Source organism: Salifodinibacter halophilus, from assembly GCA_012999515.1.
GTDB classification, from domain to species: Bacteria; Pseudomonadota; Gammaproteobacteria; order Nevskiales; family Salinisphaeraceae; genus Salifodinibacter; species Salifodinibacter halophilus.
Map to the genome: position 1 here is coordinate 1 of JABEEB010000286.1, position 269 is coordinate 269.

Annotated in this window: 1 protein-coding gene; it reads right to left on the reverse strand. The window is 60.6% G+C overall.

Annotation, left to right across the window (positions count from 1 at the left end; translation table 11 throughout):
- Positions 1 to 269, reverse strand: a 269-nt coding sequence (locus HKX41_11690) for an SRPBCC domain-containing protein (protein NNC24795.1), incomplete at both ends; no start/stop codon positions are given.

The following is a 269-nucleotide window of genomic DNA, read 5'->3' on the forward strand; positions in this document are numbered from 1 at the left end:
GCTGCAGTGATGCATCGATTCCGATGCCTCTCGCCAGCCCTCGTGTTTGAACAGGACGACTGCATACTCCCCTTCTTGCTTCAGGTCGAAGCAGATCTTGGTGCCGATCCAGTCCTGCGGACCCGCGGCGACTTGCCACGACACGCGCTTGTTGCGATCCAGTTCGAGCACCTTCATCTCGAACGCGCCGATTTCCTTGTCGCCGGCGTAGAACCGGAACGTGAGCGAACGACCGACCTCGCTTTCGCCTTCGACCGTGGTCGTCCACC